22 protein-coding genes and 6 pseudogenes are annotated in these 25,245 nt (G+C 68.0%); 9 read left to right on the forward strand and 19 right to left on the reverse strand.

What is annotated here, in order from left to right; translation table 11 throughout:
• Window positions 1-3: 3 nt before the first annotated feature.
• Window positions 4-519: pseudogene (locus ACIQ6Y_RS32415) on the forward strand (transposase family protein); the annotation flags it as partial.
• 298 nt (window positions 520-817) lie between these two features.
• Here ACIQ6Y_RS32415 and ACIQ6Y_RS32420 read toward each other — a convergent pair.
• The 9 genes from ACIQ6Y_RS32420 to ACIQ6Y_RS32460 all read right to left on the reverse strand — a co-directional run bounded on the left by ACIQ6Y_RS32420 (window position 818) and on the right by ACIQ6Y_RS32460 (window position 9,226).
• On the reverse strand, window positions 818-1,255 hold the full coding sequence (locus ACIQ6Y_RS32420; protein WP_404044402.1) for a phosphotransferase: 438 nt from the start codon (window positions 1,253-1,255) through the stop codon (window positions 818-820).
• Complete coding sequence (locus ACIQ6Y_RS32425; protein ID WP_404044405.1) at window positions 1,197-1,979, reverse strand: SDR family oxidoreductase; 783 nt, start codon at window positions 1,977-1,979, stop codon at window positions 1,197-1,199. Before ACIQ6Y_RS32425 ends, ACIQ6Y_RS32420 begins: the two co-directional genes overlap by 59 nt.
• 1 nt (window position 1,980) lies before the next feature.
• Window positions 1,981-3,210: an acyl-CoA dehydrogenase family protein gene (locus ACIQ6Y_RS32430; protein ID WP_404044408.1), complete on the reverse strand. Its 1,230-nt coding sequence runs from the start codon at window positions 3,208-3,210 to the stop codon at window positions 1,981-1,983.
• Window positions 3,197-4,009, reverse strand: a complete 813-nt coding sequence (locus ACIQ6Y_RS32435) for an enoyl-CoA hydratase-related protein (protein ID WP_404044410.1) — start codon at window positions 4,007-4,009, stop codon at window positions 3,197-3,199. Before ACIQ6Y_RS32435 ends, ACIQ6Y_RS32430 begins: the two co-directional genes overlap by 14 nt.
• Window positions 4,006-4,824 carry an SDR family oxidoreductase gene (locus tag ACIQ6Y_RS32440; RefSeq protein WP_404044413.1) on the reverse strand — a complete coding sequence of 273 codons (819 nt, stop codon included), beginning with the start codon at window positions 4,822-4,824 and terminating at the stop codon, window positions 4,006-4,008. Before ACIQ6Y_RS32440 ends, ACIQ6Y_RS32435 begins: the two co-directional genes overlap by 4 nt.
• A 170-nt stretch (window positions 4,825-4,994) precedes the next feature.
• Entirely contained in the window at window positions 4,995-5,687 is a 693-nt protein-coding gene (locus ACIQ6Y_RS32445; RefSeq protein WP_404044414.1) for a TetR/AcrR family transcriptional regulator, read from the reverse strand.
• Between the two features lie 32 nt (window positions 5,688-5,719).
• The gene (locus ACIQ6Y_RS32450) at window positions 5,720-7,261 is read right to left on the reverse strand and encodes a class I adenylate-forming enzyme family protein (RefSeq protein ID WP_404044417.1); all 1,542 of its coding nucleotides are present in this window, start codon (window positions 7,259-7,261) and stop codon (window positions 5,720-5,722) included.
• 125 nt (window positions 7,262-7,386) lie between these two features.
• On the reverse strand, window positions 7,387-8,025 hold the full coding sequence (locus ACIQ6Y_RS32455; protein ID WP_404044419.1) for an HAD family hydrolase: 639 nt from the start codon (window positions 8,023-8,025) through the stop codon (window positions 7,387-7,389).
• A gap of 1 nt (window position 8,026) precedes the next feature.
• Complete coding sequence (locus ACIQ6Y_RS32460) at window positions 8,027-9,226, reverse strand: acetyl-CoA C-acyltransferase (protein WP_404044422.1); 1,200 nt, start codon at window positions 9,224-9,226, stop codon at window positions 8,027-8,029.
• A gap of 231 nt (window positions 9,227-9,457) precedes the next feature.
• On the opposite strand from ACIQ6Y_RS32460, the gene ACIQ6Y_RS32465 reads away from it, so the two are divergent.
• From ACIQ6Y_RS32465 to ACIQ6Y_RS32475, 3 genes are all read left to right on the forward strand, one after another.
• Window positions 9,458-10,309 (forward strand): alpha/beta fold hydrolase, encoded by an 852-nt coding sequence (locus ACIQ6Y_RS32465; RefSeq protein ID WP_404044425.1) that lies wholly within the window; start codon window positions 9,458-9,460, stop codon window positions 10,307-10,309.
• A gap of 62 nt (window positions 10,310-10,371) precedes the next feature.
• The gene (locus ACIQ6Y_RS32470; RefSeq protein ID WP_404044428.1) at window positions 10,372-11,193 is read left to right on the forward strand and encodes a hypothetical protein; all 822 of its coding nucleotides are present in this window, start codon (window positions 10,372-10,374) and stop codon (window positions 11,191-11,193) included.
• A 1,236-nt stretch (window positions 11,194-12,429) separates the two neighbouring features.
• A complete protein-coding gene (locus ACIQ6Y_RS32475) occupies window positions 12,430-13,035 on the forward strand; it encodes a lytic polysaccharide monooxygenase (protein ID WP_404045109.1) in 606 nt (201 codons plus the stop codon).
• Between the two features lie 445 nt (window positions 13,036-13,480).
• Here the strand turns inward: ACIQ6Y_RS32475 and ACIQ6Y_RS32480 are convergent.
• The 3 genes and pseudogenes from ACIQ6Y_RS32480 to ACIQ6Y_RS32490 all read right to left on the reverse strand — a co-directional run.
• A pseudogene (locus ACIQ6Y_RS32480) lies at window positions 13,481-14,221 on the reverse strand (transposase); the annotation flags it as partial.
• A gap of 106 nt (window positions 14,222-14,327) precedes the next feature.
• Entirely contained in the window at window positions 14,328-14,531 is a 204-nt protein-coding gene (locus tag ACIQ6Y_RS32485) for a cold-shock protein (RefSeq protein WP_404044431.1), read from the reverse strand.
• A gap of 248 nt (window positions 14,532-14,779) precedes the next feature.
• Window positions 14,780-15,118 carry a MerR family transcriptional regulator gene (locus tag ACIQ6Y_RS32490; protein ID WP_404044434.1) on the reverse strand — a complete coding sequence of 113 codons (339 nt, stop codon included), beginning with the start codon at window positions 15,116-15,118 and terminating at the stop codon, window positions 14,780-14,782.
• 911 nt (window positions 15,119-16,029) lie between these two features.
• Here ACIQ6Y_RS32490 and ACIQ6Y_RS32495 point away from each other — a divergent pair.
• Complete coding sequence (locus tag ACIQ6Y_RS32495) at window positions 16,030-16,452, forward strand: ATP-binding protein (protein WP_404044436.1); 423 nt, start codon at window positions 16,030-16,032, stop codon at window positions 16,450-16,452.
• Between the two features lie 21 nt (window positions 16,453-16,473).
• Here the strand turns inward: ACIQ6Y_RS32495 and ACIQ6Y_RS32500 are convergent, their stop codons facing one another.
• Window positions 16,474-16,848, reverse strand: a complete 375-nt coding sequence (locus ACIQ6Y_RS32500; protein ID WP_404044439.1) for a hypothetical protein — start codon at window positions 16,846-16,848, stop codon at window positions 16,474-16,476.
• 249 nt (window positions 16,849-17,097) lie between these two features.
• Here ACIQ6Y_RS32500 and ACIQ6Y_RS32505 point away from each other — a divergent pair, with 249 nt between their 5' ends.
• Window positions 17,098-17,715: a hypothetical protein gene (locus ACIQ6Y_RS32505; RefSeq protein WP_404044442.1), complete on the forward strand. Its 618-nt coding sequence runs from the start codon at window positions 17,098-17,100 to the stop codon at window positions 17,713-17,715.
• 45 nt (window positions 17,716-17,760) lie between these two features.
• Here the strand turns inward: ACIQ6Y_RS32505 and ACIQ6Y_RS32510 are convergent.
• Window positions 17,761-18,355, reverse strand: a pseudogene (locus tag ACIQ6Y_RS32510) (IS5 family transposase); the annotation flags it as partial.
• A gap of 137 nt (window positions 18,356-18,492) precedes the next feature.
• Entirely contained in the window at window positions 18,493-19,470 is a 978-nt protein-coding gene (locus ACIQ6Y_RS32515) for a hypothetical protein (RefSeq protein WP_404044445.1), read from the reverse strand.
• A 392-nt stretch (window positions 19,471-19,862) separates the two neighbouring features.
• On the opposite strand from ACIQ6Y_RS32515, the gene ACIQ6Y_RS32520 reads away from it, so the two are divergent.
• Together ACIQ6Y_RS32520 and ACIQ6Y_RS32525 are read left to right on the forward strand one after the other, a co-directional pair.
• A complete protein-coding gene (locus tag ACIQ6Y_RS32520) occupies window positions 19,863-20,750 on the forward strand; it encodes a YncE family protein (RefSeq protein WP_404044448.1) in 888 nt (295 codons plus the stop codon).
• Window positions 20,751-20,820: 70 nt separating this feature from the next.
• Window positions 20,821-21,349, forward strand: a pseudogene (locus tag ACIQ6Y_RS32525) (transposase family protein); the annotation flags it as partial.
• Window positions 21,350-21,438: 89 nt separating this feature from the next.
• Here the strand turns inward: ACIQ6Y_RS32525 and ACIQ6Y_RS32530 are convergent.
• Window positions 21,439-22,029, reverse strand: a complete 591-nt coding sequence (locus tag ACIQ6Y_RS32530; protein WP_404044451.1) for a hypothetical protein — start codon at window positions 22,027-22,029, stop codon at window positions 21,439-21,441.
• Between the two features lies 1 nt (window position 22,030).
• Here ACIQ6Y_RS32530 and ACIQ6Y_RS32535 point away from each other — a divergent pair.
• Window positions 22,031-22,621, forward strand: a pseudogene (locus ACIQ6Y_RS32535) (substrate-binding domain-containing protein); the annotation flags it as partial.
• A 298-nt stretch (window positions 22,622-22,919) separates the two neighbouring features.
• Here ACIQ6Y_RS32535 and ACIQ6Y_RS32540 read toward each other — a convergent pair.
• From ACIQ6Y_RS32540 to ACIQ6Y_RS32550, 3 genes and pseudogenes are all read right to left on the reverse strand, one after another.
• Window positions 22,920-24,377, reverse strand: coding sequence for a hypothetical protein (locus ACIQ6Y_RS32540; RefSeq protein ID WP_404044454.1), 1,458 nt, complete (start codon window positions 24,375-24,377; stop codon window positions 22,920-22,922).
• A gap of 26 nt (window positions 24,378-24,403) precedes the next feature.
• Window positions 24,404-24,592 (reverse strand): annotated as a pseudogene (locus ACIQ6Y_RS32545) (transposase); the annotation flags it as partial.
• 43 nt (window positions 24,593-24,635) lie between these two features.
• The gene (locus tag ACIQ6Y_RS32550; RefSeq protein ID WP_404044456.1) at window positions 24,636-25,235 is read right to left on the reverse strand and encodes a CGNR zinc finger domain-containing protein; all 600 of its coding nucleotides are present in this window, start codon (window positions 25,233-25,235) and stop codon (window positions 24,636-24,638) included.
• Window positions 25,236-25,245: the final 10 nt, after the last annotated feature.

Raw genomic sequence — 25,245 nt, forward strand, 5'->3', positions numbered from 1 at the left:
GGTTTGAGCGCTCGGCTGAAGCCCAGGCGGCAGGAGATCGGCACGCGTTGGCGACGCCTTCCCTCCTCAAGGCAGTCCCTGCTCGCCCTGGCTCATCTGCGATGTGGTGACACCTACGACCAGCTGGCCGCCGGGTTCGGCATCGGGATCGCAACCGTCTACCGCTACGTACGCGAAGCCGTCGAGGCCCTGGCCACCATCGCCCCGTCCCTGTCCGAGGCGATGCGGACGATCCGGACCAAGGCGTTCGTCATCCTGGACGGCACCCTGCTGCCGATCGACCGCACCGCCGCCGACACTCCCTATTCCTCCGGGAAGCACAAGCGACACGGCATGAACGTGCAGGTCCTCACCGATCCGTTCGGACGGCTGCTCTGGATCTCGCCAGCGCTGCCCGGCTCGACTCACCACCTGACTGCCGCGCGACAGCACGGGATCATCGAAGCCCTCACCGAAGCACGACTCAGATGCTGGGCGGACAAGGCGTATCAAGGCGCCGGCGGCCCCCTCCGCGGGCCAGCCGCCCCCGCGATGCTGCGGACGGCTGCCCGGATGAGGGCCTCGGGCGCGTCGGGCGCGTTCATCTGCTGAGACAAGAGGTCACCCGGTCCGGTTGATCCAGGCGGTGGTCACACCCAGCGTCTTGCCGTCGGGTGCCTTGGTGGTGCGGCAGTACCTGTACACCGGTCCGCCTGCCGAACCATGCCGCAGTCCGGCTCGGTGCTGCCGGCACCAGCGCACCCGGCCGGCGTGGCCCGACGGGCTTGCGCGCACCGAGGAACCGCCGTCGTCGTGATGTGCCAGGCTACGCACCCGCTCACGGCCACCCGCACCTGGCTCGGATCCTCGCCACCGCAGTTTCGGCAGGGCTGTCCACGAAATCCATGACATCAGCGGGACATCGGTCGCGGCGGGAGCGTCGGTCAGCCCGATCACACCCTGGGTTCGGGACGGCGGTGCTCTGCAGGGGGGTGAGCAACCGCGCCTCGCAGGCCATGTCGTGGGCCGACGCCGGCAGGCGGCCCAGCGGTGGGCGCCGCAGCACCCGTCCGCGGCTCCCTTGATCCTTTACGAGATACGTCGGATTCGACTGGCCCAGGCCGATCCGCTCGAAGGCCAGGGGTCCGCCGAAGTCGACGCCGAGGATGGCGAACCAGCGGCTCACGGCCCCGGCGTCGATTCCGACGGTGTCCGCGCTAGGCTCCGCTGCCGGCTCCTTGCCTGAACGGGCACGCGTCACCCAGAAGTTGCCCACCGTCGATCACCATGGTCTCGCCGGTGATCCAGCTCGCGGCGTCCGACACGAGGAAGGCGACCGCGGAGGCTATGTCGGCAGGCTCCCCGATGCGGCCGAGCGCCATCGAGGCAGACACGGCCTCCTCGTGCTCCTTCCACAGAGCCTCGGCCAGCTTCGTGCGCACCACACCCGGTGCCACCGCGTTGACGCGGACCTTCGGCGAGAGTTCCAGGGCCAGTTGCCTCGTGAGATGGATCAGCGCGGCCTTCGAGGCGTTGTACAGCCCGATGTTCGCCTCGGAGGCCATGCCGCCCACCGACGCGGTGTTGACGACCGCCCCGCCGTGCTCCCCCATCCAGGCTCGCGTGGCCAGCCCCGTCCACAGAACGGGCGCCCACAGGTTCACGTCGAAGGTCTTCGCGAACCGAGCGTGGTCCTGGTCGATGACCGGTCCGAAGGCCGGGTTGGTGCCCGCGTTGTTGACGAGGATGTCCAGGCTCCCGAAGCGTTCGAGCGTGAGATCCACACAGCGCCGGGCCGCCTCTTCGTCGACCGCGTGCGCGCCGACGCCGACCGCTGTGCCCTTGACCTGGGCCACAGCGGCGTCCGCCGCCTCCTGCGAGCGGGAGGTGAGGACGACGTTCGCGCCAGCCTGCGCGATGGCCTGGGCGATCGCCAGCCCGATGCCGCGCGAGGCCCCTGTGACGACGGCGGTGCGGCCGGTGAGATCGAGTCCTGCCATCTCAGCTCACCGCCGCCGTCGCCGCGTCGCGGTACTTGCGCAGCTCCTGCTTGGCGATGGCCCGCTTGTGCACCTCGTCGGGACCGTCCGCCAGCCGCAGGGTCCGCAGATGCGCGTACATCATCGCCAGGGGGAAGTCGTCGGTCACTCCCGCTCCCCCGTGCACCTGGATCGCGCGGTCGACGATCCTCAACGCGATGTCGGGGGCGGCCACCTTGATGGCCGCGATCTCGGTGCGCGCCTCCTTGTTCCCAACCGTGTCCATCAGATACGCGGCCTTCAGCGTGAGCAGGCGGATCATCTCGATGTCGATCCGCGCTTCCGCGATCCAGTCCTGGATGTTGGACCGTTCGGCGACCGGACTGCCGAAGGTCACCCGTGACTGGGCACGCCGGCACAGCAGTTCCAGTGCCCGCTCAGCCGCGCCGATGGCCCGCATGCAGTGGTGGATACGACCGGGCCCGAGCCGGGCCTGGCTGATCGCGAAACCCTCACCCTCGCCCTTGAGCAGGTCCTTGGCCGGCACCCGGACATCCTCGAAGACGATCTCCGCATGGCCTTCACGGTCCGCGTATCCGAACACCGGGAGGTTCCGGATCACAGTGACCCCGGGGGCGTCGATCGGGACGACCATCATCGACTGCTGGCGGTGCGGGGCCGCCGTGGGGTCGGTCTTTCCCATGACGATGAGCACCTTGCAGTTCTTGTGCATCGCGTTCGAGGCGAACCACTTGCGGCCGTTGAGCACGTACTCGTCGCCGTCGCGCTCCATCCGCAGCTCGATGTTGGTGGCGTCGGAGCTGGCGACACGCGGCTCCGTCATCGCGAAAGCGGAGGCCATTGTCCCGTCGAGCAGGGGCTTGAGGTACTTCTCCTTGTGCTCTTCTGTACCGAAGAGGGTCAGCACCTCCATGTTGCCGGTGTCGGGCGCGTTGCAGTTGCACGCCTCGGAGGCGATGTGGCTGCGGCCCATGATCTCCGCGAGCGGCGCGTATTCCAGATTCGTCAGGCCGGGGCCCCACTCCGGGTGCGGGTGGAACAGGTTCCACAGTCCGCGCCTGCGCGCCTCCGCCTTGAGGTCTTCGAGGATCGGCGGGTGGAAGTGCGGGTCACCCGACGCGCGCATCTGCTCGTGGTACACCGCCTCGGCGGGGTAGACGTGCGCGTCCATGAACTCCAGCAGATCCGCCTGGTACTTCCTGGCGCGGTCCGACATCTCAAACAGGGACATCCGAACTCCTGACGGGTAGGGAGGGAAAGGAGGGAGGGCGCTTGTCCAGATGACTGGCCACGCCTTCGACGGCGTCGGGCCCGCGGAAGGCCTGGAGCATGAGGGGTTCCGCCCGTATCACGGACTCGGCGTAGGTGCCGTCCGCGTCGTTGCTCAGCTGGCTCTTGATGGTGGCCATGGAGGCCGGGGAGCAGCGCCCGGCCAGATCGGCTGCGTACGCGACAGCGGCGTCGACCACGCTGCCGGTGGGAACCAGGTGGTCGAGGAGTCCGATGCGGAGGGCCTCCTCGGCCTCCACCATGCGGCTCGACAGCAGCAGGTCCGCTGCCCGGCTGTGGCCCACCAGCCGGGGCAACAGCCAGGAGATCCCGTACTCAGCGATCAGTCCGCGTTGCGCGAAGGCCGTGACGAACCGGGCCGAGGGCGAGCCGAAGCGGATGTCGCAGTAGAGCGCCTCCACCATGCCCAGTCCTGCGGCCACGCCGTTGATCGCTCCGATGAGTGGTTTGCGCAGGGTCCGCGGAACGTCCCGAGGCCGGCGCCGTGCCCTGTCCGCCGCGGAGACCTCTCCGACCGCCCGCAGCCGTTGCAAGTCGGCTCCGGCGCAGAACCCGCGTCCGGCGCCGGTGACCACGACGGCGCGTACGTCCGGGTCGTCCTCCGCGGCGTCGAGCAGCGCGAAGTAGCGGTCCTCCAGTTCGTCGGTCCAGGCGTTCAGCCTGGCGGGCCGGTTGAAGGTGAGGATCAGCACCGGCCCTCGGTGTTCGGCGAGGACGAGCCCGTCCGGCGCGCCGGTCATGCCTGCGCCTGCAGCGACCTCTGGTACCGGCGCATTCCGCGCAGCCACCGGTCGTAGTCCGAGCCCTTGTGCCGGTACATCTCCCGCACGTCCTCGTGCGGGAGGATCAGGAAGCGCTCGTCCTCGATCGCGGCCAGGACGGCGTCCGCGACGTCGGCCGGCTCCAGGACGTCACCCGCGGTGGTGACGGCCCGCGTCGCGGCTCTTCCCAGCGCGTGCCCGGAGTCCTCCCCGGAGGAGAGCATAGGAGTGTTCACCCCCATCGGGCACAGACAGCTGACACGGACACCGCGATCGCCGTAGGTGACACTCAGCCACTCGGCGAAGGAGACGGCCGCGTGTTTGGTGACGGCGTACGTGGCGGAGCCGATCTGGGTGAGCAGTCCGGCCGCCGAAGCGGTGCTGACGAAGTAGCCCTCACCGCGCTCCAGCCACCGCGGTACCAGCAGCCTTGCCGCACGGATGTGGGCGCGCAGGTTGACGCCGATCGAGCGGTCCCAGTCCTGTTCGCTCGCGTCGAGGCCGAGCGCGCCGGCGATGCCCGCGTTGGCGAAGTAGAAGTCGACCGGACCGAAGGCGCTCTCCGCCAGGTCGATCAGCTGCCGGATCTGCTCGGTGTCCGACACGTCCGCGCCCGCGCTGAGGGTGCTTCCGGGATGGTCGGCGTTGACTGTCTCCGACACCGCCCGCGCCGTGTCCGGGTCGAGGTCTGCGACGACGACCCGGGCGCCCTCGCGGGCGAGCCGTGCGACCAGCGCGCCGCCGATGCCGCCACCACCACCGGTGACGACGGCGACTCCATGTGCAACGTTCACAGCGAACCCTCTCGGTGACGGGGGTACGAGGCCGGGGCGTAGCCCGGCCGAAGACCGTGCTGTTGCCGACTCTAAGTTGAATCCGACGTCAGGTTCAATAACTGTTTCCGTGGAGCCACATAAAAAAGCCGCTCACCCCCAGGGGATGAGCGGCTTTGAGGCAGGCAGGATCAGCGGTGACCGGGGAAGCGGAGGGCGTTCGCCCAGAGCCGACTGACCGTGGACACGAGTTCCTCGAAGTCCACCGGGGTGCCTTCTCCTTGCCGTTCGCTCAGCACGAAGGCGTTGTAGGCCATGACGCTGACCATGCCCGACAGCGCGCGGGAGGCCATCACCGGATCGACCTCGGGGTCCGCGACACCCCGCGCCTGCAGATCGGCGATGCCTCGGGCGTTGCGGCGGATGAACGCGTCGGCACGCCGGCTCCGGAACTCGCGGAACTCCGGCTCCACTTGCGCAACCTGCTCAAGCAGGCCCATCAGCTTCGCGTTCCGCCTGTATGCCTCAAGATATGCGCGATTGCTCGCTTCGAGCACCGCATAGGGATCGTCGGAACCCTGCACCCGGCCCATGCCGGGATGCATCATGTCCTCCTGCGCCTCCAGCAGGACGGCGGCGAGCACCTCTTCCTTGTTGGCGAAGTAGGTGTAGAAGGATCCCGCCGCACACTGGGCCTCTTTGGTGATGTCGGCCAGGCGGGTGTCGAGGTAGCCGTCCCGTTCGAACACCTTCCGCGCGGCTTTCACCAGAGCGGCCCGTGTCCGCGCTCCGCGCTTCGTCGTGGGCGGCTCACGGAGGTGCGAGAGGGGCGCCACAGGCGGTGCTTTCTCGCCGTCGATCTCCTCGGGCGCAGTAGTCTCCATCCCGGCAACTTTACTTGAATCCGACATCACCATCACAAACCCGGGGGCCGAGGCTCAGTGGTGAGGGCGGCGTCGGCGGGCGCCGTGTCACGGGTCAGAGCCGCACGGTCGATGGACCGCTTGAGGATCTTCCCGCTCGGGCCCTTGGGCAGCGCGTCGACGAACCGGACGATGCGCGGGATCTTGTAGGCGGACAGCCGCTCTCGCGCCCAGCTCGACACCTCGGCCGCACCGAGCTGCGCACCCGGCCGGGCGGCGATCAGCGCGGCGACCTCCTCGCCGTAGTGCTCGTCGGGAACGCCGATCACGGCCGCCTCGACGATGTCCGGATGCTCGTAGAGAACCTCCTCGACCTCACCGGGGTAGACGTTGTAACCACCGCGGATGATCAGGTCCTTGACACGGTCGACGATGCGCAGGTCGCCGTCCGTGTCGGTTTCGCCCAGGTCGCCGGTCCGGAACCAGCCGTCGGACGAGAAGGCCGCGGCGGTGTCCTCGGGGCGATTCCAGTAGCCGCGCATCACCGTGGCCCCCTTGATGTGGACCTCGCCGACGGTGCCCGGCGGGCACTCGTTGCCGTCCTCGTCACGCACCTGGACCCGCATCCGGGGCACCGCCCGGCCGGTGTACCCGGTCTTGCCGCCGCGGTCGAGGTCGTTGAAGGTCCCGAACGCGGTGGTCTCGGTGAGCCCGTACCCTTCGAGGATGGTGCAGCCGAACCGGGCCTCGAAGGCGCGGGCGATCTCCCCGGGAAGCGACGCGCCGCCCGAGACGGCGACCCGGAGCCCGGCGAAGTCGGCCGGACTCGCATCACCGGCCGCGTGCAGCATCGCGTTCCACATGGTCGGTACGCCGGCCATGACGGTGAGGCGGTCGCGGCGCAGCATCTCCAGCATCGACGCCGGGTCGAACCGGGCGAGCAACGACATCGAGCCGCCGGCGGTCAAGGTCGCCATCATGACCGACGCCTGGCCGAACACATGAAACAGCGGGAGTCCGGTGCCCGTACGGTCGGCGCTCGACGCCCGGCTGCACTCGGCGCCGATCTCCCCGGCCGACAGCAGGTTCCCGACGGTGAGTTGTGCACCCTTCGGTCGTCCCGTGGTTCCCGAGGTGTACAGGATGGCCGCGGTCGCGACGCTGTCCCTGTCGACCACGTCAGCGGCAGCAGCGGTGACCCCCGCGCCCGGGGAGAGCGTCCACGAGGGCACCGTGAGCGCCGCTGCCGCCTCCGCGACGGCGGGGCCGAGGGCGTGCCAGGCGATCGCCAGCGAGCAACCGGCGTCGCCGAGCACGTACTCGACCTCGGCCCGGGTGCACATCGTGTTGACCGGCACCACGACACAGCCCGCGGCCTGGATGCCGAGGTACGCCACCACGAACTCGGGCACCGACGGCGCCGCGAGCAGCACCCGGTCCCCCGGGGACAGGCCTGCGGCGACCAGGGCGCCCGCGTACCGCATGCTCGCGCCCCGCAGCTGGAGGTAGGTCCACTGATCGGTGGCGCCGCGCAGTGCGATGGCGTCGGGAGCGGTGGCCGCGTGGCGGCACACGGGGTCGAGAACGCTGGTCATGGGCAGTGCCTTCCGGGATGTGAGCACGTGGTGGTGCGGGTCTTTCCCTCACCGACGGGTTGACTTGGTGCGGCTTCGGCATCAGGTCCTCGGACCGAGCTCACTGCGCCCGGCCGGCCGATCGGTCAGGCGGTGATCTGGAAGCGTTCGGCGAGCTGGCGGCGGGTGTCGGCGGCGCTGGTGTGCAGGACGCCCCCGATTCCGATCCGTGCGGCTCCGTCGAGGTTCTGCCGCAGGTCGTCGATCATGACCGTCTCCTCGGGGGCGACGCCGAGGCGTTCGCATGCGATCACGTAGATCCGCCTGGAGGGTTTACGGATCCCGACCTCGGCGGAGATGACGATCGCGTCGGCCACCGCGTCGAGGTCGACGCCGTCGTAGGTTCCGGTCCCGAACGAATTGGACACGAGCGCAACGGGATGACCTGCGGCTCGAAGATCAGCGAGCAGCTTGAGCATGTCCTGGTCGATGGACATTCCCGCCTGCATCCTGGCCGTGAGCCCTTCAGCCGACACCTCCGCGCCGTGGGCACGGAGACGTTCGGCGAATCCTCGCTCGAAGGCCTCGGTGTCGATGCGGCCGCACTCGTGGTCGGCCAGGAGGACGCGTGATCCCTGGTCCCGGGCGAGGAGGTCCAGCGGCAGGCGGGGGTCACCGCCGAGAGAGGCCCCGAAGTCGGTGAAGGCCTGCAGCACGCTGGAGGTGATGACACCGCCGAAGTCCACCAGGACCGCGGTTCGCGCCCTGTCCGTCTCACTCGGCATCTCAGGCGACCTCGAACAGTCCGGCCGCGCCCATTCCGCCACCGACGCACATCGAGATCACCACGTAGCGGACGCCCCGGCGCCTGCCCTCGATGAGGGCGTGAGCGACGAGCCGGGCGCCGGTCATGCCGTAGGGATGGCCGACCGAGATGGCGCCGCCGTTGACGTTGAACCGCTCCGGGTCGATGTGCAGTTCGTCCCGGCAGTACAGCGCCTGGGACGCGAACGCCTCGTTCAGTTCCCACAAGCCGATGTCGTCGATGGTGAGGTTGTGCTGCTTCAGCAGTTTCGGAATGGCGAACACCGGACCGATGCCCATCTCGTCCGGCCCGCAGCCGGCGACGGTCATACCCCGGTAGACGCCCAGCGGCTCCAGTCCGCGGCGCTCGGCCTCCTTCGCCTCCATCAGCACCGACGCCGAAGCCCCGTCGGAAAGCTGCGAGGAGTTGCCCGCCGTGACGCTGGAACGCGCACTCACCTGACCGTCCGGCAGCACCGGCGCCAACCCTGCCAGGTCCTCCAGCGTGGTCGACGCGCGGTTGCCCTCGTCCCGAGTCAGGGTGACCTCCTCGTCCCGCACCTCCCCGGACTGCTTGTCGAGCACCTTCTTGACACTGCTGAGCGCGACGATCTCCTGGTCGAACCGGCCGGCCTCCATCGCCGCCGCGGTGCGCTGCTGCGACAGCAGCGCGAACTCGTCCTGCCGCTCCCGGCTCACGCCGTAGCGTTCTGCGACGATCTCGGCCGTGTGCAGCATCGGCAGGTAGATGCTCGGTTTGTGCTCCACCAGCCAGGGATCCGTCATGCGGTGGGTGTTCATGTGGTCGTTCTGCACCAGGGAGATCGACTCGACTCCGCCGCCGACAGCGACCTGCATGCCGTCGGTGACGATCTGCTTGGCTGCCGTTGCGATGGCCATCAGGCCCGACGAGCACTGCCGGTCGATGGACATCCCCGACACGGTGTCCGGAAGTCCGGCGCGAAGGACGGCCTGACGCGCGACGTTGAACCCGGAGGACCCCTGCTGCACGGCACAGCCGAAGACCACATCCTCGACCTCGCCTCCCTCCAGCCCGGCGCGCTGCACCGCGTGCGACAGGGCATGGGCGGCGAGTTCCTGCGCCTGGGTGTCGTTGAACGCGCCGCGGTAAGCCTTTCCGATCGGCGTCCGTGCCGTCGAAACGATGACTGCTTCCCTCATGTCGCCTCACTGTCTGATTGCGGATGGGCAGCGCCCAGCGCCAACTGCGCTGCGAAGGAGGCTCATTGACCGTCTCCTCGGGTGACCCATGAGATCTCATGGCCGCAGAGGGCTAGGGTCGGGCCTTCCGACGTTATAGTTGAATTCGACGTCAGGTTCAACCAGCCCCAGCCCTTGACACCCCACTCTGTCCACTGAAGGGTACCGACTAGTCGGTACGAGGGAGTGGGTGTGACTCAGGACGTGACTCAGCTGAGCATCTCCACGGATGCGGGCCTGTTCGATGCCGTCGCGGCGGGTCCGCCCGAGGGACGTCCGGTGCTGTTGCTGCACGGCTTCCCGCAGACGGGGCTGGTGTGGCGACGGCAGATCGCGGCGGTGGCGGCGCACGGCTACCGGGTGGTGGCACCCGACCAGCGTGGGTACTCCCCCGGCGTCCGCCCCCAGCGGGCCGCGGACTATCGCATCAGTCTGCTCGTCGACGACGTGGTCGCGATCAGCGAGGAACTGGGCTGGCCGACGTTCGATCTGGTCGGCCATGACTGGGGAGGCGCAGTGGCCTGGTGGACCGCGCACGCCCACCCCGGTCGCGTACGCACGCTGACGGTTGTCTCGACCCCGCACCCCGGCGCTCTGGCCACCGCCCTGCGCACCGACGAGGACCAGCGCCAACGCTCCCGCTACATGATCGACTGGCGCGACACACCCGCGACCGAGGAGCGCATGCTCGCCGACGACGCCCAAGAGATCCGCGGCTTCTTCGCCGGAAAGGTTCCGCAGGACAGCGCCGAGGCCTATGTACGGCACCTGTCCCAGCCGGGCGCCCTCACTGCGGCGCTGAACTGGTACCGGGCCGGCCGCCCCGACGGCACGATCGGCCCCATCGACGTGCCCACTCTGTACGTCTGGAGCACGGGGGACACCGCGTTCGGCCCGGCCGCCGCACAGGAGACCCGGCGGTGGGTCGACGGCCCGTACCGGTTCGAGACCCTCCAGGGCGTCAGCCACTGGGTCCCCGAGGAGGCGCCCGAACTCCTGAGCCACCTGCTGCTCGACCACCTGCGAGCGCACGGCGCGTACTGAACCGGCGGCGCACGCCGCTCAGCGAACACCCCCGTTCGTCGACTCTCCGAAGAGGTGACCCCATGAAGGCAGCGCGCGCGGCCTGGCGCCGTCTTGAGCCCGTCCACGCCATGATCTACTTCGTCCCCGAGGCAAGGCGTCGATACGCCGACCTCGGCCTGAGCGTACGCGCCGGCTACTTCACGTCCCGCAGCGCCGCGTTCGGCCGGGCATCCGCCGATCTGGTCATCTCGACCTTCTACAACTTCAACCCCGATGTCGTACGGCAGGCGGTCGACGGAGCCTGGGACGCCACGACGCCACAGCAGGTCCTGGACGCGCGGTACGACGCTGCGTGCGAAGCCCTGCGGCGGGCGGGGATCCACGCGTTGCCCGGCTTCGACGAGGTGCTGGCGCTGACCCGACAAGCCGCCGAGGCCGCTTGCGAACGCGCGCAGGGCCGTTCGCTGTTCGCCGCTCACGCCGCACTGCCCTGGCCGCAGGAGCCGGTACTGCAGCTGTGGCATGCCCAGACACTACTCCGTGAGTTCCGTGGAGACGGCCATGTCGCGTGTTTGCTGAGCGAGGGCGTCGGCGGCTTGGACGCCCTGATTCTGCATGCCGCGACCGGTGACGTTCCCGTCGGCTTCCTCAAGGCGAGCCGTGCCTGGCCCGAGGAGGAGTGGGCCGCCACCCAGGAGCGCCTGCGCGAGCGAGGTCTCCTCGACGGCGACTCGCTCAGCCAGGAAGGCGTACTCCTGCGCCGTCACATCGAGGACCGTACCGACCGTCTGGCCCTTCCCGCCTACGCCGCACTGGGTGACGCCGGCTGTGAGCGTCTCGCCGAGCTCGCCGGTCCCTTCGGCCGCGCCGTCGTCGACGCGGGTCTGCTCAGTCTGGGCTGACCCGGCCCCTGCGCACCGCGGCCCGGGATGGGGATCTGATGGTGCCCGGGGCCGCCGGGCGACGGCCCCGCGGGCTCGAGCACCCGGTGCCGGGCCTCCCCGCGGACGCGGGTCCGGGCGGACGCGACGAACGCACGCCGTGCGGGGGAACGTCTTCCCCCGCTCGGTCCCTTGCGCGACTTCGACCGCGCTGCCGGAGGAGGCTCTGCCGGACGGCCCGGCGCCCCGGACCCATGGGTGCGGGGCAGCCGCCGACGCCTTGGCCACCGCCGAGCGGTGACACCGGTAGTGCGTGGCCGGCCGGGACTGCCGTGGGCGTTCTCAGCTTCCGGCAGGCTTGTCCGGGCCGGGCAAGCCTGCCGGAAACGGAAGGGCTCCGGCTCGCGTCCGGCCTGGACGAACCAGCCCCTCTTCCCGCGCACCACCTGCTCGCCACCCTCTACGGCGGTACTGCCTGCGCGCTCGTGCTGATGGTCTTTTCCGAGGCGGCCTACGGCACGCCGTCCGCCGTCTTCCCGCACGCCGACTTCCCCTGGTTCCCCATGCGCCCTGGTCCGCCCGGGAGGTCAACGTCCCCTCGACCGGGTCCCCTTGCCGACGCCCAGGCACCATTCGCCGTGCCGGCCCTCTCGCTGCCGTGCCCCTCCTCCTACGAGGTGGGGATGAGGGTGGATCGCCCGGGATACGCATGCTCGGCGAGGGCGAACGCCGGTCGTCTCCCGGGCGATCGCACCGCCCACAACGGCCCGGCGCCATCTGCGACCGCTTTCGGCGCCGAGAGCGGCGCAGCGCCCTCCGTGACCACTCGGGTCCGTGCCCCGTCCAGTCCTGCCCCGGCCGGAGGACTGGGCGTTTCCCGCCCGATGCGCCATACAGTCACAGCTCCTACCATCCACCTGCCCCCGGCGAGGCGGACCTCGCGTGTACGGAAGCGCACCATCGGCATTTGGGACGCAAAGCCCCTCCTTGGCATCGCCCCCGCCCACCGGTCCGGGCCGCATCCTCGCTTTCCGGTCCCGGGAACGGTTCCGACTTCGGCTCACTGCAGATTCCCTGCTCGCCGCCCCCTGCGATCAACTCCGTTTGCTTCATTGACATTTCACTCAGACGTCCTACCGTTGGGAGCGCTCCCATAACAGCTTGCCACTGGAAGGAGTTCCCCCCCACATGCGCAAACAGAGTCCGTTAGCCGGCCGTTCGCGGTCGTCCCTCCGCCGGCCTCTCCAGACGCTCGTCATGCTGTTCGCCGTGGTCGTCGGCACACTGACCTGGTCGGTCCCCGCCCAGGCTCATGGCACGGTCGTCGGCCCCGCCACCCGCGCGTACCAGTGCTGGAAGACGTGGGGCAGCAACCACACGAACCCCGCCATGCAGACCGAGGACCCCATGTGCTGGCAGGCCTTCCAGGCCAACCCCGACACCATGTGGAACTGGATGAGCGCGCTCCGCGACGGCCTCGGTGGCCAGTTCCAGGCGCGGACCCCCGACGGGACGCTCTGCAGCAATAACCTCTCGAGGAACGCCAGTCTGAACAGGCCCGGGGCGTGGAAGACCACCACCGTCGGCAGCAACTTCTCGGTCCACCTGTACGACCAGGCGTCCCACGGTGCCGACTACTTCAAGGTCTACGTGAGCAAGCAAGGCTTCGACCCCAAGACCCAGACCCTGGGATGGGGCAACCTCGACTTCATCACACAGACCGGCCGCTTCGCCCCGGCGCAGGACATCACGTTCCCCGTCCAGACCTCCGGCTACACCGGACACCACATCCTGTTCGTGATCTGGCAGGCCTCGCACCTCGACCAGACCTACATGTGGTGCAGCGACGTGACCTTCGGCTGAGCCCGGGAGCGCCGCACCCGGCAACGGCCCTTGCCAGGCGCCGGTAACCCGCCGCCCGGCCGACCGAGCCCCGTCGGGACAGGGTCCCCTTTGATCACCCTGCCCCGACGGGGTCTCCTGCGCTCCTAGCCAGGGGGCGAAGAGGCGCACGTTCCCGTGCAGCGGAACACCTCCGCTCGCGCGGAGAGCGCCTCGGCGGAGAGCACGATCCCCGTGTTGCCCAGCGCTTCGGGGATGCGGGCATGGGTTCGGCGGTCCCCTCAGCAGGTCCGCCCCATAATTCACCGAATTCGCGGGGAGCCCTGAAGGCACCCGGCCCCGGCGACCTCGACGCGCCGCCTGTCGGCGGGTCGTCTCCTCCGGCAGAATCGCCAGGCCGCACTTTCCTAATAAATGATCTCCGAATGGGCGAGCATGGCCGTTTGGCTGGTGACTTGGCGGTCTGGCCAGCGAGGGTGAGGTTGTGCGGGCGGGCGATGCCGAGCATGGCGTGGTGGACCCCGTCGCCCTTGAGGCGGCAGTCGCGGTGGATTTTCCAGGTCTTCATGCGGGCGAAGGCGTGCTCGACGCGGGCCCGGACCTGCTTGTGCGAGCGGTTGTGTTCCTGCTTCCAGTCGGACAGCTCCTCAACGGGCCGGCGGTGGTGCGGCATCACGAGTCCGGTGCCCGGATAGCCGCCATCGGCGATCGTCATGGTCTTGCCCACGGCGGCCTTGGCCCCGGATTCCTCCCACGCTCTGTAGTGGTTCCGGTTGCCCGGCAATGGTCGGCCGACCACGACGACCAGACGGGTGTCGGCATCGATGACGACCTGGTGGTTGGTGGAGTATCGATAGTTCTTGGGCTGTTCGGCGATCGCGTGGTCCCGGGTAGGGACGAGGGTGCCGTCCACGATGAGCACCGTGTCCTTGCGGAACCGTTTGGGGGGCCGGAGCCCGAGTGACGGCCCGAGATGGCCGATGATGCGGTCGGCCGCGGACTTCGAGATGCCGAACAGCGGGGCCAGCTGGCGCAGCGTCAAGTTCGTGCGCCGGTACGCAGTCACTCACAGTACGCGGTCCTCCAGCGGCAGGCTCCAGGGACGGCCCCTGCGTACCGGCTCCGCGCCTTCGCGGCGTAACGCGGTGATCAGCTTGCGGAAGCAGGACGGGCTCAGCCCGGAGAACGGGGTTATCCGGCCGGGCAGCCCCGTAGCGAGGGCGGGAAAACACGAAGGCCCTGCTCCTCCTCGGAATGAACCTGAAGGAACAGGGGCCTCGGGGCAGGCTCAGCTGCTGTTGGGGCGGGAGGGGTCAGCCCAGGTTGATGTTCTCGGCCTGCGGGCCCTTCTGGCCCTGGGTGACGTCGAACGTCACGGTCTGGCCCTCCTGGAGCTCACGGAAGCCCGAGGAGTTGATCGCCGAGTAGTGGGCGAAGACGTCCGGGCCGCCGCCGTCCTGGGCGATGAAGCCGAAGCCCTTCTCCGCGTTGAACCACTTCACAGTTCCCGTAGCCATGTCTCATGCCTTCCAGTCGATGAACGCCTCCCACACCGTGTGGAAGGTGGAGGTGATCGCCCTGGTTCCTGCGGCACAGCACAGCAAAACGCCCACGCCGAAGGCGTGGGCAAAGGGAACTTCCGAACCACGACAGCTGACGCAGACGGTACACGCCCGCACGTGCTGTCACCACAGGAATCGAGCACACGTCGCGCCTTGAACCGGGTGCGGGCAGGCCCGCCGAGAAGCGGCAGGCGCGCCCCAGGTCAAGCCGTGGCTGTCGGATTCGTTGCTTCGACGACGCGATGGTGTTCGGCGTTGATGCGCCGGGCTTCCTCAAGCTGGTCTTCGAGGACGACGATGCGGCACGCGGCCTCGATGGGGATGCCCTGGTCGACGAGCTCGCGGGCGCGGGCGGCGATACGCAGCTGGTAGCGGGAGTAGCGGCGATGCCCGCCCACGGAACGCAGCGGGGTGATGAGGCGGGCCTTGCCGAGGGCGCGGAGGAAGCCGGGGGTGGTGCCGAGCATGTCTGCCGCCCGGCCCACCGTGTAGGCGGGGTAGTCCTCATCGTCGAGACGGCCGCAGGAGTCGTCTGCTGTCACTTCACCTCTCTCATGGAGCACGTCGAGGGGCCCTGGTGCCGTACGGCACCAGGGCCCCGAAGGAACTACTGCACCACCTGCCGGCCCTTGTGCTGCGCCGGCCTTCTGTTTCCACAGACCCGACCTGGATGCTGTCGGGGGTGCGGGGATCGCGGTTGCTTGACCGGAGACCACCTCACTTCGATGTCCTGCGGTACCCGGGCCCAAGACTCCAGCCCGGGCGATCCTGATGGTGCTGGCTCCTCCGTTCTTCCCTCTGGATCAATCACTTACCGAACGGGAACTGCGTCCTGCTGTTACTGCGAACTGCTTGTACTGCTGGTGTTGCGAACTGCTGGTGGCCTCGCACGGCGCCACTTCGGCAGCCAGCCCCGTCGCCCGTCCTGCGTCTGCTCTGGCTCAGAACCCCACTGCCGAACCTCCCGGTGCGCGCGCCCGCAGCCGACGCCTTCACCGAGGTACTACTCGCCAACTTCACTGCTGGGTACCGCGAACTGCACTTGCGGGTACCGCACCTCCATGACAGCGGTCCCGCTCCGGCGGCCCCTGATCACTGCGGGCCACCCGGTCCGGTCACCAGTCCCGTCGCCGTCCTGCAACAACCCTGGCTTCGAAACTCCGTCACCGCACCGTCCTGCGAACTGCAACTGCGGGTACTGCTGCCCGGCAGTTCATGTCTGCCGGGCCCTTCTCGATCTCGGCTACGAGAGAAACCATAACCACACCACCACCCAATGTCTACTCTGGCCGATGTAGATTTCCGCGTGTTGGGTGACGAGGTAATCGACCTCGAACAGCGGCACTGAAAGGCGTAGGGGCGGCCATCACGGGGTTGCCCGCCAGAGGCCGAGGCACAAGCACTGGACGGAAAGGGACCGGGCATTGGCGATCCAGAGCCCAAGGTGAACCTGATGGACACGGTGAGCGTCAACGTTGCGACCGCCCGCTCCACCGCCTCCATCGCCGAGGCCCTCGAGCGCGCCTCGGTGTTCCTCGACCGCCTCGTACGCCCGATCGGGGCCGAGGCTGCCGACACGGTGGTCCTGGTCGACTCTGAACTCGTCCCCAATGCACTGCGCCATGCCGGCGGCACGTGCACCCTGGACCTGGCCACCCACCCGGACAGCATCGAGGTGGCCGTCTACGACCCCAATCCACAGATACCGCGCGTGCGCACCCCCGACCTGAACGGCGGCACCGGGGACTTCGGCTGGCCCACGGTCAACCGATTCGCCCGCGCCCCCGGCGGCGGCAAAACCGTACGTGCCTTCCTGCCCCTTGTTGGACGACCCCTTGTGGACGGTCACGCTCTTCCCCACCTGGGTGGGTCGTAATTCCCCAGGTGGTGCCGCGGTTCAGCGGTCGATGGACCACGCAACGTGAGGCGGCGGGGCACCCGTGGTCAGAATGTGGTTGACGACTTGGAGTGCCTCTGCCAGGGGCAGGGTGTCCTCGTCGGGATACTCGTCGTGCTGCCCATCCACCAGGACGAAGTCCTTGCTGGAGCCGCTCGCGTCCTGGTCCATTGCGTGTTCGCCGGGATCGTCTTCGTCGTTCATGATGATGACCATGGCCCGCTCGGTGTTGCTCATGAAGGCCAGCGACCGTCCGGACGAGCTGGTCAGCCATGTCTCCAGGAGTCCAGCTCTGATTCGTTCCTGCAGCATCTCGAGCACTGTCGGTGTGGACGTTGGCACGGTCTCATCGCCAAGGACCCAGGTCTCGACCATGCGCTCGCCCCTCTCACACCGGAGTGTGAGAGGGGCGGGCTAGGCCGTTTCCTTCGGATCACATGCCGTCGGTGCCGGTCGCATCCGTGTACACCGGACCACGGTCAGAGCTACGGTCCGTGCTGTGACGGGAAGGCCATCTGGGCGCTGTTCCCACCACAGAACCTCCTGGCCAGGCAGCTCACGTATGCGTAGGTGGCCGGTCCGGTGCAGACGAAACCATTTGACGGCATCGAGAGAATGCCTGGCATGGGTACAGACATAAGCGGCTTCCTCGAGTACCGGGCGCCGCAGGACGATCAGGAGCCGATCTGGTACTGCGCACACGACCTCAGCTCTCTCAACGATGTCCGTAACTACGACGCGTTCGGGTGTCTCTTCGGAGTCCGCAACTACGCGAACTTCCGTCCCGTGGCCGCAGGCCGGGGGTTTCCCACCGACGCCTCGGCCACCGTGAGTGTGCGGTTCGCCCAGCTGACCGCGTGGTACGGCGACGACGGCTTTCACGGCACCACGTGGATCACGTGGGCCGAGGTGAAGGCCGTCGACTGGGACGAGCCCGCAGAGAAGCCCGACAGCCGGCTGCACGAATACCGCCAGACACCGAACGGGCTCCGGATGACGGGCAAGGCCTCCTGGAGTGGCGCATTCGCCGCGGCTGTCGGTCTCAAAGCCGGTGAGGTTCGGGAGTGGCCCGAAGGAAGTGAGTGGCTCGTCGGGGACACGCTCTACAGATCCGTCACCATCTGCCGCAGAGATGCCGTCACCGAAACCGGCGAGTGGCAACCCGTCTGGGAAGCCATGAAAGAACTCGCAGCACAGCACGGTGACGACAACGTGCGCCTCGTCGTGTGGTTCGACGACTGAACAGGCCACTGCCACCGCGCATCGCCGCTGGATGCCCCTTCCGGATCATCTCGCGGACCAGATGAAGATCGCGGCGATGTGGAGTCCGGCGAGATAGACGGCGGCCGTCTTGTCATAGCGGGTTGCGAGACCGCGCCACTGCTTGAGCCTGTTGATGCACCGCTCGACGGTGTTCCGCTGCTTGTAGGCCTCGCGGTCGAAGGCCGGCGGCCGGCCGCCGAGCCGGCCGCGCTTCTTCCGGTTGGCGACCTGGTCGGCGGGCTGCGGAATCACCGCCCGGACGCCGCGCCGACGGAGATGGTCCCGGATCGCGCGGGACGAGTACGCCTTGTCGGCCAGGACCACCTCAGGGGTGGTCCTGGGCCGGCCGATCGGCCGCGGCACCCGCAGGCGGGCCAGGACATGAGGGAACGCAGGTGCGTCTCCAGCCTGGCCGGGAGTGAGGACGAAAGCGAGCGGCCGGCAGCGGCTGTCCGCAGCAAGATGGATCTTCGTGGTCAGCCCGCCGCGAGATCGTCCGAGGGCATGATGCTCCGGCCCGCCGGCCGGGGCCCCTTTTGACGGGCCCGGCGGCGTGCTGATGAGCGCGGACGATGGTGGAGTCGACCGCGATGATCCAGTCGAGATCGCCTTCGGCATCGGCCTGGGCGAGCAGGGCAGTAAACACGCGCTCCCAGGTGCCGTCCGCAGCCCACTTCCGCAGCCGGTTGTGTATGGCGGGCGTTGGGGAGGCCTGGGCGTGATCGCGCAAGGAGAGCGGTCCTGTCGATCTCAGGATCACAGACCTAGCAGCGGCCACTGGAAGGTTTGCAGTTGAACGTTGTTGTCAAACCAGAACAGGCTGTCACCTTCGAGCTGTATGTGGAAACCCACTTCGAGTTCAACCCAGAGACTGTCCGCCGGAGCTAGGTCGTTCCTGAAAATCGTAAGCGACGGCATCGACACCTGCCCAGGGAACTGGTGGGTCTCGGTGACGCTGTCTTCCCAGAGAGTTCTCTCGATGAAGAATATGCACTGTACGTCTTCTTTTGTGGCGATGAAGCGGCGCGGATCACTGCCCGGCGACACGAAGGTCAGCTGGTAGATTGATTGCTTTGTGTGTAGCCAGCAATTACACCACCTGTCTCCGGAGTGGAATAGCTCCCCAGCGCCAACGTATCCCAACGTCTTCCCGTTGAGGCGGATGAACGGATCGGACCGGTATACACCATTCGACGTGGGGGGCATCCTGCCGGATTGAAGCTCTAGGCGCCATCTTGCACCTATGTAATGCTGCCGCAGGTTGCCACTGTCCCAGGTCTCCTTTCCGCTAAAGTCCCCACTGCCGTCAGGATTCCATTTGCCGACGAACGGCCCGGATCCCCATATATTGCCGTCAGCCTCCCAGAAACTGTGATCCACTTCTCTTGGGTCCATGTGATCGAAGCTAAGCGACGGACCTCCGGGTGAAGGTGTGCTGGCCTCTTTTGCGTGGCGATGCAGGGCCTCTCGCCGCCTGTCGCTCCACGCTCGAACCTTCTTCTGGTGCTCGTCAGCGTCAATCCCGCGGGAACGCAAATCCGCCTCTTGAAGGCTGGACGCGTACTCTCGCTCCTCTTTAGAGGGGCGAGCGAGTTGCGCCAATCTCATTCGCTGCGAAAGTTCTTCGTCCTGTTCCTTATGGTGCAGCTCAAACCCTTTGGCGACAAAATCGGGGACAGGGTGGTACGGGTTGATGATCTCTTGCCCGTTCGCCCCGCGTATCTGAGCGGCCATTGGTCTCTCACCACCTTTAGAAGCGCTCCCAGCGTTGGCCCTCTCTGAGCAATCATGCTCCAGGTTATGGTAGATCGCAATTTGCATTTCACTACCTGTTCAACGATTTACCGGTGAGATCGTTGAGCCTTCTCAAGTTTAGCGGCCCTATACGATCGACGAGGAGGCCGAAGCGCCGCGGCAAGCGCAAACCTTCGCGCAGCGTCCCGATGCAACGGCGTAGATTAGTGGACAGCATGCATGAGGATTGACGACGTATGCCCAAGTTAGGAGGTGGCCAGCCGTACTGACTTCCGGTATGTCATACCGCAGGCGGCGGTGGGCTCCACCGCGGCTGAGTCGACGAAAGCCGTGTAGCGATGAAAGCGTCCAACATTGAAAAGTCGTCTGTCGTGGCCACGATCCCCGTGGGGCCGAAGCCGGTCGGTGTGGCGGTGGACGTTCATGACCACGTCTTCGTCACCAACAGTGGTGCCGCTACCGTGTCGGTGATCAATTCTGTGACGAACAAGGTGACCGCCACCCTCAACGTCGGACTTCACCCCGAGAGCGTGGCGACCGACCCTCAGTTCGGCGTCTATGTCGCCAACAGCGGCAATTTCACCGTGTCGGCGCTCGACAGATTCCACGCCCTCGTCGCCACCATCGTCGTCGGAGGCTCGCTCGGCCCCCAGTCACCGGACAGGCTGAGGGTGGCGGTCGATCACCTCATGGGTCGGGCCTACGTGGCCAGCCGCGGTCTTGGCAGGGTGTCGATCATTGGAATCAGCAGCGATCCCCCCATCCTGTTCCCTGACTTCACCGAAGTCGAGGGTCCTCTCGGTGTGGCGGTTGATCCCGTAAGTCACCGCGTCTTCGTCACGCGACCCGACCACAACAAGGTGTCGGTGATCGATGCCACGACCCCCGGTGTCATCGGGAGCATCCCCGTCGGACAGCACCCCACGGGTATTGCGATCGATCCCCAGAGGCGCCGCGTCTATGTCGCCAACTCCGGCTTCAAGACGGTGTCGGTGATCGACATGGCAACCGGCGGCGGCGTCGAGATCGACGTCGGTGCGAGCCCGACTGGTGTGGAAGTTGATTCACATGGCGCCGTCTACGTCACCCACCCCGATGGCCTCGTAAGGGTGATCGATCCCAACTCGGCCAGCGTGACTGCCAGAATCTCCGTCGGCTCCCAGCCACAGGGACTGGCCTTCGAACCCCACAGCAACCGCGTCTACGCCGCCAATCATGGCGACGGCACGGTATCCGCCATCGACCTTGCTGGCGATTAGCCTCGCGCTTTCGCGCGGTGGACTGTCCGAAGGTTGATGCGGTTGCGGACGTTGGCGGACATGTTGCCCAGCCGAGGGCATCGAGCTCGGCCTCGACGCCACCGAGATCCAAGTCCGCCGACCTCTGGCCGGCCGCGGCGGACGGCGCGCGTTCGTCTCGGGCAAGAAGAAGCAGAACACCATGAAGGCCACCGTCATTGCTGACTGGCGTGGCCGGACGTTATAGACCGATGCCCTACGAACCTGGCCGTATGCATGACGCCACGGGCGCTCGCAGCGAAGGCACCGCCGAATGCTTCCGGCACTTCCCCGACGTGGAAGTGTTCCTGGACGACGGCTACCTTCGCCTGAAACGTGATCATTCAGGTCAGGTCATCACACCACCAAGGACGCCGCGGCCCGGGGCACTGCCCGGGAGAGTCGAGCAGTGGGAACGTGACCGTCACGGCCACTCATCCGACCGCATCACCGTCGAGCACACCCTCGCCGACCACAAGCGCTGGAAGCAACTGATCCGCTTCGCCCACCGACGAGACCGCCGCCCCGACACCAGCCGAGCCATTGCCGGCGTCGTCTCTGACCGCACCGCCACAGCCTGAACCACAACCCTCGAGGTGCCAACACACCCCACCCGCTATCACGCACCAACTCGAAGTGCCGGTGGCCCTCCTGTGGTCACCGTGCGTGTTCACGAGGTGGACGCACTCGGCAGAATCGAGTATTGCTCGCCGCCAGCAGTGCCGACGGTGTCGTCCAGGTGGCCGCCGTCGGTGAACGTCTGGGTGGCCAGCCTCTCAAGCCGGCGGTGACGTCGGGCGTTCTCGCCGCCAGGGCAGTGGTCGCCGGTGAGGTTCCATTCGTTCCAGCGGGGCGGCTGGTAGTGGTCCCAGTCGATGTTGTCGAGGTGGGCGGTGACCTGCGGCGGGATCTGGCCGCGGGTCAGGTCCGCCACGTCGTAGCCGGGCCCGAGAGCCTGCAGTGTGAGCGAGCCCGGCCGCCTGGGCCCGGGCCGGTCCATGCGGATTAGGACGGTGAGGCGGTTGGTGGGCTCGGCGAGGATCACGGCCCGCCCGTCGGCCAGCAGCCCGGACGCGCGGGACGGGATCTCCTCGACGGGGAAGGTGTTGCCGCCGCGGTAGTACTGCTTCTTCTCCACTCCGCCGTCGGAGCGGATCATCAGTGTCTCGGTGCCGGTGGCGGCGGCCAGGACGTGGGCGGAGGTGCTGAGGGCGGCCGCACTGTGGCCGGGCTCGATGAGGCATGCGTTGAGGACGGGCATGTGCCTGGTCGTCGTCGACTCCGACGCCGGCAACCGTTATCGCGTGGTCGACACCGACCAGGCCGGCGGCGCCCGACACGCCGTCGGTCACCTGCTGGAACTCGGACACCAGACCGTCTGGCACGTGACCGGCCCGGAGACGTCGTACGCAGGTCAGAGCCGGGCTCGGGCATGGCGCACCATGCTCGAGGAAGCCGGACGGCCGGTGCCGCCGCCCGTGCAGGGCGACTGGACGGTTCACTCCGGCTACGCGGCTGGCCTCAAGCTGGCAGAGGAGCCGGGCTGCACCGCGGTGTTCGCCGCCAACGACCAGATGGCACTGGGACTCATGCGTGCCTTCCAAGAGCGGGGCAAGGCCGTCCCCGGCGACATCAGCGTGGTCGGCTTCGACGACCTCCCCGAAGCCGCCTACTTCGCCCCGGCTCTGACCACCGTCCACGAGGACTTCGCCGAGGTGGGCCGGAAGAGTGCCCTGGAGGCTCTGCGTCAGATCCGCGACAACGACGTCCCGCGATCCGGTACGGACCTAGTCCCCACGCACCTGGTGGTCAGGAACAGCACGGCGGCGCCGCCCCGACAGCGGCCAGGTTGAGGCCCGGCGGCCGAGTCCGTGCGAGGCCGGCATCAGGAAGCCTGTCCCCCGGACGGGCCATGTGCCACCCGGGAAGACCCCGGCGGAGCAATGGGGGGTCAGACCAGAGGCCGGCGCACCACCGCGACCTCGCAAGGCCCGCCGCGAGTAGCAGCACCGCGTCAGCACCCTCGCGCCGACCGGACCATGATCGTTCTCACCGGGATGTCCTGTACCCGAACTACTCACACCCGGTGGCCCCGTCAGTTCAGGGAAACTGAAGCTCGTTCAGGGGGACTCGGAGGTCGGTCCGTGTGCATCAGTTGGGATGTCCGTGGGGTTCGGTGGGAACACAGGGGTGGGCTGCGAGGCGGCGGGCTTCGGCCGTGACCTCGGCATCGACCTGGTCGACGGTTCTGTCGCCGTATTCGAGGATGGCGTACTCGTCATCGAGCTCGGCAAGCCGTTCCGTCAGGGGCAGCTCATGTCCGTAGCGCTGATGAATCCGGAAAGTGAGCTCCCAAGGTTTCAGCTCGCCGGCGAGCATGCGTCGTGCGAGCGCTCGCGCGGCGGCTTCTTGGCCGGCCTCGCTGGCGACTGGATGGAAGGTGAGGCCGAGTTCGTCGAGTGCTGGGGGAAGCAAGTCGTGGACGTCGTAGTCCGCCTCGGCGCGGGTGCAGGCGGCGAGGATTCGAAGGCCGGGGGTATCGAGTCCCGCGACGAGCGCATCACAGGCGGCATTGACGACATCGCTCGCACTGATTTCCCCCACACTCCAGAGAGCGGCATGGTCCTGCAGAACGATTGCTGCTGCTTCGGTCGACGTCACTCGCCCATGATTGCCTTCAGGGAGCGTCCCGGTCGAACAGGTTTCATCGAAGCTGCTGTTCAGCGGCCTGGTGCAGCAGCGCCAGTGCGGAGTCCGCGTAGCGCATTGCTGTCTTCTCATCGAGCCCGAACACCTCGGCGAGGTGGAGCGGGTCGGGCCCGTGGGCCAGGGCTTCTTCGAGGACCGGTCGACGCGGAGCCGCTCCAGGGTGGCGTCCTGCCCGCGCATCGGTGCGCTGATCCAGTGGTTGCTGGCCCGGCTGGTCGTGTTGGCGGTCTGGTTGTTGTTCAGCAGGTGGAGGTTCGCGGTGCTCGGCCAACGGTGGCGCCGGTGGTCCAGCCAGTCCGTCAGGAGCTTCGGGGTGAGGTCGTCGAGCGGGCGGACGCGTCCGGCGATGGCCAGTCGGCGGTTGCCGAGATCGACGTCATCGAGCATGAGAGTGGCGATCTGAGCGACCTGGGCGGCGTGGACTGCCGGGAGGGCGAGGATGAGCCGTGCCGCCGGAGTGGTAGCAACCGCGACGGAGCGCTCGACCTGCTCGGGGAGGAGCGGTTGCAGCACGGCGTACTCGTATTGTCCGACCTTGATCCGGCTGGTGGGGTTGCGGAAGATCAGCCCGTTCCGCTTGGCCCGGGTGAACAGGGACCGCAGGGCGACGAACAGGTCATGCCGATGGTGGCCGTCCACGGATTTCATGTGGGCGAGGACGTCGTCGCGGGTCACTTCCCCCAGGTGCTGGTAGCGGTTTGACCACTTCAGCAAGGCTGGGCGGACACGTTTGGGGGGAGCCAGACCGTGCCCTTCCGTCGCGGGAGGCTGCGGGCCGCCCTCCCGCAGGGCACGGGTCCAGCGCTCGGCTTCCGAGCGGATGCCGGGTGCGAGTCCTTCCATGCGTCCGACGAGCCAGCGCTCGAAGGACGGCTCGCTGTCGTCCTCGAAGATTTCCATCTCCTCTAGGAGTTGTCGTCGAAGTGTCAGGCCCACATCAGGAGTGATGCGAGGGTGAGGGCCGCCTTGTAGGACTGGGCGGTCTTGTCGTAGCGGGTGGCGATGCCTCGCCACTGCTTGAGACGGTTGAAGCACCGTTCCACGACGTTGCGGTGCTTGCAGACCTCCTCGTCGAAGGCCGGAGGGCGGCCGCCGGGAATGCCGCCCCGGCGCCGGACACGAACCGGCGCCCCCCGGGGCAGCCCGACCCAACACCCGTCAGTCAGCAGCCGGTTGGGTGCGTCGGGCGTAGGCGCGGGCCGCGCGGGCGCGGTCGCCGCAGCGGGTGGAGCACCAGTGGCGGCGGCCGTGGCGCAGCAGGTAGCGGATGCAGGGGGGCGAGTCGCATCGGGTGAGGCGGGCGGCGTCGGGGCTCGTGAGGAGGTCGGCCGTGTTGGCAGCCAGGGTCGCGAGGGCGCGGTCGAGGATCTCGTGGGTGGGGCACGGCGCCATGCGGTAGGGGCCGTTCGTGTCGTCCCAGCCGAGCAGCTCGGCCGTGGGGGCTTTGCCGAGGGCGTCGTTGACGGCGGACAGTGCCGTAGGCAGGGCGGGCAGCCCCGCGACGCGGGCGGCGAACAGTGCCCTGATGTGCTCGCGCAGCGAGCGCAGCTGTGTCGCGCACATCTCCTGCACCCCGGCGTCGGTCGGTGCGAGGCCGTGCTCGGTGAGCCACCGGTTCGTGTCCTCGGGGGTGCCGAGGGAGTCGACGAAGTGCCCTCCGGGCAGCGCGATCGCGCTGTTGACGAAGTCGAGGGCGAGGTACTCGTCCGCCCCCGGGGCGGGCGGCAGCACGGATCCGGCGGTCAGGCTCTCGCTCATGTTTCTCATG

Source organism: Streptomyces sp. NPDC096205 (genome assembly GCF_044763135.1).
Classification (GTDB): domain Bacteria; phylum Actinomycetota; class Actinomycetes; order Streptomycetales; family Streptomycetaceae; genus Streptomyces.

Coding starts and splice junctions, on each gene's coding strand:
- ACIQ6Y_RS32425 (WP_404044405.1), bottom strand. CDS start 1,979: ATGGCAGGACTCGATCTCACCGGCCGCACCGCCGTCGTCACAGGGGCC.
- ACIQ6Y_RS32430 (WP_404044408.1), bottom strand. CDS start 3,210: ATGTCCCTGTTTGAGATGTCGGACCGCGCCAGGAAGTACCAGGCGGAT.
- ACIQ6Y_RS32435 (WP_404044410.1), bottom strand. CDS start 4,009: ATGACCGGCGCGCCGGACGGGCTCGTCCTCGCCGAACACCGAGGGCCG.
- ACIQ6Y_RS32445 (WP_404044414.1), bottom strand. CDS start 5,687: ATGGAGACTACTGCGCCCGAGGAGATCGACGGCGAGAAAGCACCGCCT.
- ACIQ6Y_RS32450 (WP_404044417.1), bottom strand. CDS start 7,261: ATGACCAGCGTTCTCGACCCCGTGTGCCGCCACGCGGCCACCGCTCCC.
- ACIQ6Y_RS32455 (WP_404044419.1), bottom strand. CDS start 8,025: ATGCCGAGTGAGACGGACAGGGCGCGAACCGCGGTCCTGGTGGACTTC.
- ACIQ6Y_RS32460 (WP_404044422.1), bottom strand. CDS start 9,226: ATGAGGGAAGCAGTCATCGTTTCGACGGCACGGACGCCGATCGGAAAG.
- ACIQ6Y_RS32470 (WP_404044428.1), top strand. CDS start 10,372: ATGAAGGCAGCGCGCGCGGCCTGGCGCCGTCTTGAGCCCGTCCACGCC.
- ACIQ6Y_RS32475 (WP_404045109.1), top strand. CDS start 12,430: ATGCTGTTCGCCGTGGTCGTCGGCACACTGACCTGGTCGGTCCCCGCC.
- ACIQ6Y_RS32485 (WP_404044431.1), bottom strand. CDS start 14,531: ATGGCTACGGGAACTGTGAAGTGGTTCAACGCGGAGAAGGGCTTCGGC.
- ACIQ6Y_RS32495 (WP_404044436.1), top strand. CDS start 16,030: ATGGACACGGTGAGCGTCAACGTTGCGACCGCCCGCTCCACCGCCTCC.
- ACIQ6Y_RS32500 (WP_404044439.1), bottom strand. CDS start 16,848: ATGGTCGAGACCTGGGTCCTTGGCGATGAGACCGTGCCAACGTCCACA.
- ACIQ6Y_RS32505 (WP_404044442.1), top strand. CDS start 17,098: ATGGGTACAGACATAAGCGGCTTCCTCGAGTACCGGGCGCCGCAGGAC.
- ACIQ6Y_RS32515 (WP_404044445.1), bottom strand. CDS start 19,470: ATGGCCGCTCAGATACGCGGGGCGAACGGGCAAGAGATCATCAACCCG.
- ACIQ6Y_RS32530 (WP_404044451.1), bottom strand. CDS start 22,029: ATGCCCGTCCTCAACGCATGCCTCATCGAGCCCGGCCACAGTGCGGCC.
- ACIQ6Y_RS32540 (WP_404044454.1), bottom strand. CDS start 24,377: ATGGAAATCTTCGAGGACGACAGCGAGCCGTCCTTCGAGCGCTGGCTC.
- ACIQ6Y_RS32550 (WP_404044456.1), bottom strand. CDS start 25,235: ATGAGCGAGAGCCTGACCGCCGGATCCGTGCTGCCGCCCGCCCCGGGG.